This is a genomic window from Nitrospinaceae bacterium (genome assembly GCA_018669005.1).
Taxonomy (GTDB): Bacteria; UBA8248; UBA8248; order UBA8248; family UBA8248; genus UBA8248.
Genome location: JABJAL010000072.1, coordinates 187,935 through 199,589, shown reverse-complemented (window position 1 = coordinate 199,589; position 11,655 = coordinate 187,935). Strand labels below are relative to the sequence as shown.

At 54.8% G+C, this 11,655-nt stretch carries 12 protein-coding genes; 3 read left to right on the top strand and 9 right to left on the bottom strand.

The window, feature by feature from the left end; all coding sequences use genetic code 11:
• Positions 1–113: 113 nt before the first annotated feature.
• On the top strand, positions 114–665 hold the full coding sequence (locus HOJ95_10550; GenBank protein MBT6395136.1) for a hypothetical protein: 552 nt from the start codon (positions 114–116) through the stop codon (positions 663–665).
• A gap of 28 nt (positions 666–693) precedes the next feature.
• Here the strand turns inward: HOJ95_10550 and HOJ95_10545 are convergent, their stop codons facing one another.
• From HOJ95_10545 to HOJ95_10520, 6 genes are all read right to left on the bottom strand, one after another.
• Complete coding sequence (locus HOJ95_10545; protein ID MBT6395135.1) at positions 694–1,479, bottom strand: SDR family oxidoreductase; 786 nt, start codon at positions 1,477–1,479, stop codon at positions 694–696.
• 15 nt (positions 1,480–1,494) lie between these two features.
• Positions 1,495–1,923, bottom strand: coding sequence for a CBS domain-containing protein (locus tag HOJ95_10540; GenBank protein MBT6395134.1), 429 nt, complete (start codon positions 1,921–1,923; stop codon positions 1,495–1,497).
• Between the two features lie 38 nt (positions 1,924–1,961).
• A complete protein-coding gene (locus tag HOJ95_10535) occupies positions 1,962–2,825 on the bottom strand; it encodes a phosphodiester glycosidase family protein (GenBank protein MBT6395133.1) in 864 nt (287 codons plus the stop codon).
• A gap of 70 nt (positions 2,826–2,895) precedes the next feature.
• Positions 2,896–4,509, bottom strand: a complete 1,614-nt coding sequence (ggt, locus tag HOJ95_10530; GenBank protein MBT6395132.1) for a gamma-glutamyltransferase — start codon at positions 4,507–4,509, stop codon at positions 2,896–2,898.
• 57 nt (positions 4,510–4,566) lie between these two features.
• A complete protein-coding gene (locus tag HOJ95_10525; GenBank protein ID MBT6395131.1) occupies positions 4,567–5,637 on the bottom strand; it encodes an NDP-sugar synthase in 1,071 nt (356 codons plus the stop codon).
• Between the two features lie 149 nt (positions 5,638–5,786).
• Positions 5,787–6,692 (bottom strand): PAC2 family protein, encoded by a 906-nt coding sequence (locus HOJ95_10520; GenBank protein ID MBT6395130.1) that lies wholly within the window; start codon positions 6,690–6,692, stop codon positions 5,787–5,789.
• 415 nt (positions 6,693–7,107) lie between these two features.
• Between HOJ95_10520 and HOJ95_10515 the strand changes: the two genes are divergently transcribed.
• The gene (locus tag HOJ95_10515) at positions 7,108–7,896 is read left to right on the top strand and encodes a DsbA family protein (protein ID MBT6395129.1); all 789 of its coding nucleotides are present in this window, start codon (positions 7,108–7,110) and stop codon (positions 7,894–7,896) included.
• Between the two features lie 110 nt (positions 7,897–8,006).
• Here HOJ95_10515 and HOJ95_10510 read toward each other — a convergent pair whose 3' ends face one another.
• Positions 8,007–8,282, bottom strand: coding sequence for a hypothetical protein (locus HOJ95_10510; protein ID MBT6395128.1), 276 nt, complete (start codon positions 8,280–8,282; stop codon positions 8,007–8,009).
• Positions 8,283–8,312: 30 nt separating this feature from the next.
• A complete protein-coding gene (locus tag HOJ95_10505) occupies positions 8,313–8,564 on the bottom strand; it encodes a hypothetical protein (GenBank protein MBT6395127.1) in 252 nt (83 codons plus the stop codon).
• 244 nt (positions 8,565–8,808) lie between these two features.
• Here HOJ95_10505 and typA point away from each other — a divergent pair, with 244 nt between their 5' ends.
• Positions 8,809–10,614, top strand: a complete 1,806-nt coding sequence (gene typA, locus HOJ95_10500) for a translational GTPase TypA (protein ID MBT6395126.1) — start codon at positions 8,809–8,811, stop codon at positions 10,612–10,614.
• On the opposite strand, the gene HOJ95_10495 is transcribed toward typA, so the two are convergent.
• Complete coding sequence (locus HOJ95_10495) at positions 10,611–11,624, bottom strand: LLM class flavin-dependent oxidoreductase (protein MBT6395125.1); 1,014 nt, start codon at positions 11,622–11,624, stop codon at positions 10,611–10,613. The two genes, typA and HOJ95_10495, sit on opposite strands and share 4 nt — an antisense overlap.
• Positions 11,625–11,655: the final 31 nt, after the last annotated feature.

The window sequence follows — 11,655 nt, the reverse complement described above, 5'->3', positions numbered from 1 at the left end:
ACAAAATTCAAAGGTGGGCTGCCCAACCCTACTAGTATGGGCGGGCAGATTCTCCAATGTCAACGGCTGGGCTATGCTATATTGAAGTTGCCCGAAGAGAGGAAAATGCCAAAATGCGCGGCCGAATTTACATAATTATATGCTCTCTGATCGTTGTCGCCGGGATATCCGGGTGTGGCTCAAGATTTGATCGCGTCGAATCGGCCCGGGCGGGCGGCGGTATTGTCCGGGTCATTAACAAGCCCTCGCACATTGTTTTTCACGCCGCCGTACGTGTGATGCACGAAAATGGCCATGAATTATGGGAGGCAAAAGCCAGCGAGGGAAGAATCGTCGCTCTGAGCACTTTTGGCCGGCACGCGGTTTTTCTCACCCCCCTTTCAAGCGAAAGAACGCGCATAGAGATTTCCTCAGACATTTCTGCCTCCCTTGCCGGATTATTGTCCGGAAAAGATGGCAACTTTTTTACCCTGTTGAGAGAACAACTCGTTGTTTATGAAAAAAAAGAGGCCATCCAGGAATCTCGTTTAAGAAAGAGAAAAGTGGACGCCGATCTGCGAAATGTTTATCAGAAAAAGAAAGAAGACGAAGAAAAACCGTCCGAACCAACCCCAACCGCAACCCCGGAGCCCGCAGGGCGATTCAATCGTTTCAAACGGCGTTAGCAGGCCAGACAAGATTTTTTTCGGGCGTTTAGATTCCTTTCAAGCGTGCGCCGTCCACCGGATAGTATCCTCCAGAGACATAACTCGCCTCGGGGGAGGCCAAAAAGCCCACCATCGCACCAAACTCACTCGGCTCGCCCAGCCTTCCCAGCGGAATTCGCTCGGCAGCTTCCTCCAGAGCCTCATCAAGGGAAATATCTTTTTTGTCCGCCGTAATCTGCTGGCGCCCACGTACGCGGTCGGTGAGAATCGTGCCAGGGGCGACAACGTTAACAAGAATTCCGTCCTTGGCGAGATCACGCGCCAGCGATTTTGACAGGCCAGCCACCGCCGGGCGCATCACGTTCGACAACAAAAGATTGTCAATGGGCTCGCGCACCGAAGTGGACAGGATAAAAAGTATCCGCCCGTAGCCGCGGCCTCTCATGTGGGGCAGCACATTATCTACAAGGCGAATCGCGCTCATCACACTCAAGTCAAAAGCGCGATACCAATCATCATCCTCTAAATCATCGAACTCGCCTGGAGGCGGGCCGCCCGCGTTTGATACGAGCACATCGACGCCACCAAAATGAGCCACCGCACCATCGACGAATTTTTTGACATCCTCAAGCTTGCTAAGATCAGCCGCACAGTGCCATGTCTCGACATCCGCCTCTTTCGCAATTTCCGCAGCCGTGGCGGCTACTTCATCTTCATTTCGCGAGCATAGGGCAATGTTCGCCCCGCGTTTGGCAATCGCCATCGCAGAGGCACGGCCCAGCCCTTTACTCCCCGCAGAGACAAGCGCGACTTTCCCTTCCATATTCCGCATCAGATTTCTCCGCTCCTAGGATTCGTTGTTTTCAATAAATTCCACAAAATAGCGCATGACATCCGTTTCCGTGATGAGGCCCAATAGTTCCTTCCCCTCTCCGACAACGGGGAGGCACCCAATTTTCATCTCAAGCATCCGCTTGGCCGCGTGTGTAATCGGCTCTTTCGGATCGGCGAACTTCACATCTTTCGTCATGACATTTTCAACATCGGTCGCCTCAAGGAGATCTTTCCTATCTTCTTCGGAAAATTCGATCACCGTCGAGAGCTTCGCCCGAAGGAGATCGCGCTGACTCAAAAGACCTACGACAGCGCCCCCTTGCGTAACCGGCATATGGCGGATATCGCCACTCGTCATAATCTCATCCACCAAATCAAGCTTCTCATCGAGACTGATGCTGACCACCTTGGTGGTCATGATGTCACTCACTTGTTGATTCAAAATTAATCCTCCTGTGCCAGCCTAATATATATATTCGCCTATCGGGCTATGGCGAGAAGCAGGGCCGGGACAATCCTACCCGACAGATAAAAAGTCTGATCATCGCCTTTTACATATAACTGGGAACTTGAACCGCCGTCGAGATTCATCGACTCAACCACTTCCATTCCACCATCCACCCTTGAACGGGGGAGAAAACTCTGTAACTCGCACCAGGATATACCCCGTCCGATTTCCTTGCTCACCAAAAAAATCAGACGCCCCCGCTTATCAAGGGCCAGAACGGTGCGCCGATCCGCTCGGCGAAATTCACGGTAAGCGTCCAGGCCGGGATCGGGTCGCCCATCTCGAACCAGATAGGGACCTGCCTGAAATGCCTCGCGGACACCACGTGAGTCAAAATCCTCACGAGTGGCCATGCCGACCTTCCCTGAATTTTTCATTACATAAAACACGACGCCTAGATGCAAAGCCCGCTTTCGTCCTCGAAAGAGCAGACGGCTGTTAAATAATTTTTTTTCCGAACGGAAATATCCGAGCGGGCGGCCATTTTCATCGAAATAACCCGCATTTACCACCACCGCAGCTTTTGTGAGCCTGGCGATCTGACGCGCCGTGGCGGTAGGGAATCGGCCATGCGTCTGCCATCTGAGCCGAATATTGAACAATTGGGGATCGATGCGAACTGCCGTCATACCGGCCGATTGATCATCATCGAGAAGAATCCGAATTTTTCTGACTTCCATACCCTTGGAAACAAGTTGCCAGCCGGATTCGCTTTTTGCTATCCGCGCGACACAGCTTTTCTCGGCAGCAAAAGCGTTGCCAACCATCGCGAGGGCAAGGGCCGCGAAAAAAAACAAACCAAATATAGAGCGCCTGACTTTCGAGCGCCTAAACAAGGGGCATTCTCCTGTTGAATCTCTTCTACAAACACCTGGACCGATTAAATGCCGTGAAGCTTCATGTCGCCTAAAATCCCACGGCACAACCGTCGCGCCGCTGATCCGAGCCTGCCATGTACACGCCCTCGGGCAGACGAACAATTCCCTGCCCGCCACCAAAACCCTCGTAACCACCGCCCCGCGCAACATCATGGCCTCTTGATCGCAGCTCATCGAAAACTTCATCCGGCACGCCATACTCGATGGCGACGTCAAGGCCACCAAGAACACGGAACCTGGGCGCCTCGATGGCCTCTTGAATATTCATGCCGAAATCGACCATGTTCGATAGCACCTGGACATGGCCCTGGGGCTGCATGTCGCCACCCATGATGCCATAGCTCATCCACGGCTCGCCGTCTCGCATCACAAAGCCTGGGATAATCGTGTGGAAGGGGCGCTTGCCTGGCGCAATACAATTGCGATGATCCGCTTCAAGAGAAAAACCCACCCCCCGGCTCTGGAGCATAATGCCAGTATCGCCTGCCGTTACACCCGATCCGAAATGATGAAAAAGACTGTTGATAAACGAGCACATGTTGCCATCTTTATCAGCCGTGGTGAGGTAGATCGTGTCGCTTGCACCGAGGGGGACCCCCGCCGCGTGGTCCAGCGCTTTGATCGGGTCAATCTCGCCCTGCCTGCCCCGAGCGTATTCTTTAGAGAGCAATCCATCGAGCGGCACTTCGACATGATCCATGTCGGCAATGTATTTAGCCCTGTCGGCAAATGAGAGTTTCATCGCCTCGATCAAAATATGGTAGTGGTCCGCCGAGCCGTAACTCATCTCTGAGAGCGAATAGCCCTCAAGTATATTCAGGCAAATCAGCGCCGTGAGCCCTTGCCCGCTTGGCGGAATCTCACAAAGCTCATAGCCCCGATACTCGGTTTTTATCGGCTCGACCCAGTTGCACCTTGTGTCTGCAAAATCCTCCATCTCAAACACACCGCCCAGCTCGCGCGAGGCCTCAACTATCGCTTTTGCCACCGGGCCATCGTAAAAAACCTCCCTGCCGCCGTCGCCCAGCAAGCGAAACGTCGCCGCCAAATTCGGATTGCGAAACACCTCGCCCACCCTCGGTGCCCTGCCGCCCGGAAGATAGGTCCGCGCCGAGGCCTCAAAAGACGCAAGCTTCTCCTCCTGCAATCGCCAGGCATTCCCGATTACGGGCGTTACAGGATAGCCCCGCTCGGCATAATGGATCGCCGGGGCCAGCAATTGCGCCATGGATTTACCACCGCTGCCATACCGCTCAAGCGCCGAGCACCAACCATCGAATGCACCTGGTACGGTCGCGGCGAAAATTCCCGTCGGAGGAACCTCGTCAAATCCCTCGCTCCGGTAGCGCTCCAGCGTAGCGGCACGGGGCGCTCGGCCACTGCCGTTCAGACCAACAAGCCGCTTTTCGCTGTTATCCCAGTAAATCATGAACATATCGCCGCCGATTCCGGTGGATTGCGGCTCGACCACATTGAGCGCCGCCGCAGACGCTATGGCGGCGTCCACCGCATTTCCGCCCTCGCGGAGCACCTGCAACCCGGCCATGGCGGCAAGAGGCTGGCTCGTGGCCACCATTCCCTCTTGTGCGAAAACCGGGGAGCGCCCGCCCGACAAAGCGGTTTTCGTCGTCGCCTCCGGCATTATCTTTTGGTCCGAATTCGAGGAATTGCTCATTAATTTAAGAGCTCCAAAATTAATTTAAAAAGGATGCGAGCCACTGTTCCCACTTACAAATACAGATTCATGGCATTTCTCGCCTTCAGGAAGCACAACGTAGGCACCTGGCCCGACAATGCACCGCTCAAGAGATATCCCTTTCCCAATCTTCCCGCCGGGAAAAACAACCGTATGAGATACGGTAGCATCTTCTTCGAGAGTAGCACCGCTCCCCAAAACCGCGAAAGGCCCTGCAGTCGCGCCTCGTTCAAGACGAACTCCCTTTCCAATCAAAACAGGCGGGTGGATCATCCCCCCTCCCCATTCCAGAGGGGCTCCCTCAATTAGGGTGTTATCGCCCTCGGGCCATTCAAGCGCGGGCATGAACCGACCGGCCAGCAAATCGAAAACAGCCTCAAGATATCTAGCCGGCGTTCCAACATCCGCCCAATAGGCCGTCGTCAAACAACCGCCGATGAGAGCGCCGCTTTCCATTAGCGGAGGATAAACCTCCTCTGATATTCCGCACGAGCGCCCCGCCGGTATGTTGTCGAGAAATTCAGGAGACAGAACACTCTGCCCGGTAAACATCGCCTCGGTCAGATTCCCGGCGGCCTCGCCGGGTGCACTTGCGCCGAGAAACTTGCGGAGCCTCCCGGCGGCATCCACCGCCAACGCTCCGAATTTCTCCACTTCTTTAGTCTCTCTGAGTATCAACGTCGCCAGAAATCGACCAGATTGATGGTGCCGCATTGCGGCCTCAAGATCAGCATTACTCACGATATCGGCGTTTAAGACGAAAAACGGCCCGCCGCCCTCGCGCAAAAATTCCTCGGCCTTTTTAAGGCCCCCCGCCGTACCCAGAATTTCGACTTCATGAGAATAATGCAGGGCAATACCTTGAAACGAATCGCCCAGGTGCTCTCGTATCGCATCTGCCCGGTGATGAATATTCACCACTGCCTCGCTCACCCCCACACCGGCTAGCCGACTCAAGGCAAACTTCACCATGGAAACGCCGCCAAGCGGCAAAAGCGCCTTGGGAATCTCCTCGCCAAGTGGACCCATCCGGATACCCAGGCCCGCCGCCAACACGAACGCGCGCATGTTCAACTCAGAAAATTCCTAATTCGCATAGAAGGAAATTGCGGGAAGAGGCACAAAAATCACCTGAACAAAAAAGGCTGGCAATATGCTTTTTATCATCAAGCCTTAGTATCGCTAGATTTATATTCGATTCGCTCAGGACAGATCGCAAAAAATCAGTCGGATTTGTCGCCGTTGCGGCGACGAAAGAAAGATTCGATCTCATCGGCGAGTTCTTCTCCAGAAGGCAAATCCTCGCCTGAAATATCTTCTTCTTGGAACTCTTCCTCATCCTCCTCATCCTCGCCCATACCGCCGGCTGTCCCCATCTGGGAGAGAAAGCGCGAAATGCCTGGTTCTTTTTTAATCGCTTCCTCCACCTCCGAATCGAATCGCACCGCCGAATCTTCCAGTTCGGTAAGGTCCATCTTTATCTCGCTGACAGCACCGAGACGATCTAGCAGGGAAAGAGCTCCCTTCGGGTTGGGGAGCGATGCAATGTTCTGGGGAATATTTACCCAAAGGCTCACAGCCGGGACATGCTCATTTTGCATCTGGGTATGAATCACACCGACGATGCCTGTGGGACCTTCATATTTAGTCACAGGAAGCTCCGCCAGCTCTGACAATCTGGATTCGGTCGCAAGACACACTAACTCCAACGGATCTTCGTGAGAATTTCCCGCCAGAAGACCACCCATTGTCACCACCAATTCAACGCCGCATCGTTTTGCCAACTCTGCGACATCTCGGCCAAAGGATTTCCATTTCAGTTGAGGCTCAACGCCAGTGCAGACAACCAAATCTCTCGATAGATCCGGATGCTGACAATAATAAAATTCATTTTCGGGCCACGTAATCTGCCGATCGCCATCGATGTCGAGACGCACCTGTGGTCGCTGCTCTGAGAACTGAAAAAAATCATCGGACTCAAACCATGCGAATCGTTTGCCCTCGTATCGGCTTACGAGAAACTTGGCGGCGATGGTGGCCGATTGCGCCGCATCGTTCCAACCCTCAAAGGCAAGAACAAAAAGCGGATTCCGAAGTTCCGGAAATTCATCGATATGAATATTTTCCATTGCGGAAATCACTCCGAATAAGGCGACAAAAAAAAACTTCCCCCCTGCTTTGAGCAATCTTACCTCCGGCCCTCGGCCCACCTCAAGGCGCAACAGGACTAAAAGTCTCCAAGTGTTCATTCGCTACTAAAACCAAGGGATTAAGGAGAAGCGGTAGAATTCAAAATCTGCCTCTACGTCCGCCTGAATGTGCTTTGTGTTTATAATAAATAATACTGCTGCCTCTTTTTATAGTTCTCCTGGTACGCCGCCTCCCCTCGATGCCGACGCCATAAGCGATTTTCCGCTAAATTTTCGGGCTGAGGAAATATCATAAGCCCGCCTCCACCCGAGAATCGATATAGGATATGCTAAATTAATGTTATTCAGTCGCCTATTGGCGCCTTCAATCCATCTATTTCGAGCGGAGAAAATTTTGATAACTTTGACCCGGGCCTTATCAATACTGCTTGCCGCTGCCATGTCCGCAGCCATCCTCATCACCCCCGCCGGGGCAGCCGAGCTGAAAAAAACAGCGCCCGATCTCGACAAGGAGCGGATCGAAAAATTGATCGAGAGCTACATTCTCCGCCACCCTGAAGTCATCCTTAAATCTGTTAAGGATCACCAGGCTCGCCAGAAAGCAGCACAGGCCGCGCAGGCGAAAAAGAACCTTAAGATTTTCAGCAAACAACTCACCCGAAACCCCGGCTCCCCTGTCGGGGGAAACCCCAAGGGTGATGTTACCGTTGTCGAATTCTTCGATTACCATTGCTCCTACTGCCGCAAGTCGTTCCCGGCGCTGATGGAGATAGAAAAAACCGATCCGAAGGTGCGGATCGTATTCAAAGAATTTCCCATCCTTGGGCCGGGCTCGGTTTTTGCGGCACGCGTAGCACTGGCCGCAAAGGCGCAAGGAAAATACCTCGAAATTCACAAGGCTATGATGAGCGGCAAGGCCAAAACAGACGAGGCAGGCCTCATGTCACTCGCCAAATCTCTGGGAATGGACCTAATAAAACTCCGGCAGGATATGAATTCTCCCGACATCAGGAAAGAACTTATTAACAACCAGGAGCTGGGCCAGGTGCTGGGCATCACCGGAACGCCCGCCTTTATTATCGGAGACGAGCTCATCACTGGTGGAATGAACACACAGGGGCTGCGCGAGCTAATCCAAAGGGCCCGCAAGGGCCACCCGGGGCTCCGGCTCCAAGGCGGCTAGGGCCGCCCCTTGGCACAGAAAAATCATGGGGCGGAGAGTTCCACAAAACAAGCGTACATTGCGCGTGGGTTGAAATTTTTCTGATCGGCTAACCAAAGAAATAAACTTCCCTATTCGGTGATTCCATCGAGCGCGAGCGATGCGCCGTTGAGCTCGACTTCGCTTTTGAGCGGGACTGCGGTCTCGATCATCTGCTCGGCATAGCACCCCTGTTTCGCGTTCCGAATGAGTAAGGCAATTTTCTCAGGCGGCGCATCACTCTCGACCCGAAACAAAGTGCGCGACTCTGTGCACCCGGATTCCACAGTTCCCTTAAGAACCGAGCCCTTCATAAAATAATCCATCTCCACACGACAACTGGCCGACTTGATTTCGATTTTCATCATATGCGCGAACCGCGCAAGCTGGGTGAGCAGTCAGAACCCCACGCCCATGCAAATATAGGTCAGCGGCTGGGGATAGCGATCTTTGCCGCCGATGCGGGGCGGCTCATCGCAAAAGACCTCGAATTTATCCTTGCGACCCACTTTAATCTGGCCATCTCCCGACCATTCGGTCTCTGCCCACTGGCGGGTGAGTGTGCCTCCGGGGCGAAGCTCGGGCTTATCGATGGGCCGCTCGCCGGGCGCGAATTTTTGATCGGTCGTCAAGATAGGTTCATCCGTCATAATGCCTCCCTGGGAAACACACCATTTACGTTGAATGGAATTGATTGGTTCATGCTCTCAAAATACCTGTTCGATAGCTAGCCGCTACACCGAATTTCCGTCGAATCTCCTTATACTGCAAGGGATTGAGGCCCCCGGGGCCTGGCTCTTGTACCATATCCCCATTTGAGCCATTATCCCCCCCGCTCAAGCTTCCAAGAGCTTGGAGCGAGCCTTTTTTTCACGCTAAAACCAGGAGCAGGACATGGCCACCGCCATTCGCAATGACATTCGCAACTTCGCCATTATCGCCCACGTCGACCATGGCAAAACGACACTCGTAGACTCGCTGCTCTGGCAGAGCGGTATCTTCCGCGAAGGTCAGGCCGTGGCCGAGCGGGTAATGGATTCGATGGACCTTGAGCGTGAAAAAGGCATCACCATCATGGCGAAAAACTGTGCGGTCAAATATCAGGACACGCTTTTCAACATCGTGGACACCCCGGGCCATGCCGATTTTGGCGGCGAGGTAGAACGTGTGCTCTCGATGGTGGACGGTGCGATGCTCCTGGTGGACGCCTCCGAGGGCCCGCTCCCACAGACGCGTTTCGTCGTCGCCAAGGCGCTCGAGCGCAACCTGCCCTTCGTCGTTGTCATCAACAAAATAGATCGCTCCGATGCGCGCGCCGAGGAAGTACTTAGCGAGGTTTACGACCTGTTCATCGATCTTGACGCAGACGAGGATCAGTTAGATTTTCCCGTCCTCTACGCCATCGCCAAAGACGGGCGCGCGGGCCTCTCGCCCGAAAAAATTGAAGACAACCTTGAGCCCATCTTCGCGGCGCTGCTCAAGACCATCCCGCCCCCGAGCTTTGAGGTAGACGCGCCGCTTCAGTTTCTCGTCGCCCAATTAGAGTACGACAACTATGTCGGCCGCCTCGCCATCGGTCGCGTTTGGAACGGCAAGATCAGCCCCCGGGACAAATGCACTGTCATGAGCCGAACCACCGAAAACTCCACGGGTGAAGTTACCGTCCTCTACGGCTACGAGGGCCTTCAGCGAAAAGAAATCACCGAGGCCAGCGCAGGAGATATCATCGCGATTGCGGGCTTTGATCCGATCAGCATCGGCGACACCATCGCCGACCTGGAAAATCCTGTGACGCTTCCCCCCATCGTGCTCGATGAGCCGACAATCGCCATGATCTTTCGCATCAACGACTCGCCCTTCTCCGGGCGGAGCGGCAATTTGCTCACCTCGCGCCAGATCAGAGATCGCATCTTCCGCGAATCGCTCAACAACCCGGCCATTATCGCCGAGGAGACCGAAGCCACCGACGCCTTTCGCCTCTCGGGCCGTGGCTCGCTTCAACTCGCCATTTTAATTGAACAGCTTCGCCGCGAGAGATTCGAAATCACAGTCGGGCCCCCGGAGGTCATCATCCGCAAAGAGGGGGGCAAAACCCTTGAGCCTCTGGAGAACGTCGTCATTGATGTGCCCGAGGAATATATCGGCGCAATCACACAAAAACTCGGCGGCCGCCGGGGCAAGATGACCCAGATGGTCAACCACGGCACGGGCCGCGCTCGCCTTGAATTCAGCATCCCGAGCCGAGGCCTGTTCGGCTACCGCAATGAATTTATGACGGACACGCGGGGCACCGGCATCTTCACCACCATCTTTGGCGGCTGGGCCCCCTGGGCAGGAGATATTCCCGGACGAATCACCGGCGCACTTGTCGCGGACCGGACGGGTAAAGTCACCGGCTACGCCATCGAGCACTTACAAGGCAGGGGTGTTCTTTTCGTCGGGCCAACGGATGAGGTTTACGAGGGAATGATCATCGGCGAGAACAGCCGCGAGCAGAACATGGACATCAACATCACAAAAGAGAAAAAGCTCACCAACATGCGCGCCTCGGGCTCGGACAACAGCGACCAGCTCGTTCCGCCGCGCCTGTTCAATCTAGAGCAAGCCATCGATTTCTTAAAAGAGGGCGAATGCCTCGAAGTCACCCCTGACGCCTTCCGCTTCCGCAAGTCCGATCTAAAAACCAGGAAACGCGCCTAACCCCGCGGCTCCAGCCCAAACGCCTCGGCCAGAAGCGCGTAGGTCTTCATCCGGAAATCAAAATCGTAGCATTGGTTGACGACGACAAATTCATCCACCCCGGTTTGCTCTCCCAACTCAAGCAGCTTGGCTTTAACCTCATCAGGGGTTCCGGCAATGGTCCGGGCCAGGGTGTCGTCCACGAAATGCCGCTCCATCTCGGTGTAGGGATAGGCAAGCGCTTCCTCGGGAGAGGGGATACCGCCACCCTCACCTTTTCTGATGCGCAAAAAAAACAGGCCCCGGCTCGCCGCGTGGCGCCGCGCCTCCTCGCCGTCCTCCGAGCAAAAAACGAACACCCCAAGATTAGCCTGGGGCTCCGGACACCTATCCGAGGGCTCGAAACGCTCGCGGTAGATGTCCAGCACCGGCCCGGCCGCCTTGGCGTTGATGAAGTGGGCGAACGAGAAGGGGCAGCCAAAATAGGCGGCGAGAATCGCGCTCTGGTCGCTTGAGCCGAGCAGCCAGGTTACCGGCGTGGTTGGCCCGTCGGGCATGGCTTTGAGTTTTTCAAAAGGATGCCCCGGCGCGAGCCCCCCATCCAGATAGCCGAGCAAATCCGAGACTTTTTGAGGAAAATCCTCCACTGAAAGTGGATTTCCGCCATTCGCGAGCGCCGAGGAGGTGAGTTGATCAGACCCCGGTGCACGGCCGATGCCGATGTCTATGCGCCCGGGGAAGAAAGTCTCGAGAACACGAAAGTTTTCTGCCACCTTGAGTGCACTGTAATGGCTCAACATAACGCCGCCCGCGCCAACACGAATATTTTTTGTGTTCGCCGCAATCTGGCCGATCATAATTTCGGGAGATGGCCCGGCAAGACCACTGTGGCTGTGGTGCTCGGCCACCCAGTAGCGATGATAGCCAAGCCGGTCAGCTGCCTGGGCGAGACGCACCGACTCGCGAATCGCTTCGGCAGCCGTGCTTCCGTCCCGAATAGGAGATTGATCCAGTACGCTAAGACGAGGCATGAGAAAATTCCATTGAAAAGCCAGCGGCCAT

Excerpts from the sequence above, each read along its gene's own strand:
- HOJ95_10550 (MBT6395136.1), top strand. The coding sequence starts at position 114 with ATGCGCGGCCGAATTTACATAATTATATGCTCTCTGATCGTTGTCGCC.
- HOJ95_10545 (MBT6395135.1), bottom strand. The coding sequence starts at position 1,479 with ATGCGGAATATGGAAGGGAAAGTCGCGCTTGTCTCTGCGGGGAGTAAA.
- ggt (MBT6395132.1), bottom strand. The coding sequence starts at position 4,509 with ATGCCGGAGGCGACGACGAAAACCGCTTTGTCGGGCGGGCGCTCCCCG.
- HOJ95_10520 (MBT6395130.1), bottom strand. The coding sequence starts at position 6,692 with ATGGAAAATATTCATATCGATGAATTTCCGGAACTTCGGAATCCGCTT.
- HOJ95_10510 (MBT6395128.1), bottom strand. The coding sequence starts at position 8,282 with ATGATGAAAATCGAAATCAAGTCGGCCAGTTGTCGTGTGGAGATGGAT.
- HOJ95_10505 (MBT6395127.1), bottom strand. The coding sequence starts at position 8,564 with ATGACGGATGAACCTATCTTGACGACCGATCAAAAATTCGCGCCCGGC.
- typA (MBT6395126.1), top strand. The coding sequence starts at position 8,809 with ATGGCCACCGCCATTCGCAATGACATTCGCAACTTCGCCATTATCGCC.
- HOJ95_10495 (MBT6395125.1), bottom strand. The coding sequence starts at position 11,624 with ATGCCTCGTCTTAGCGTACTGGATCAATCTCCTATTCGGGACGGAAGC.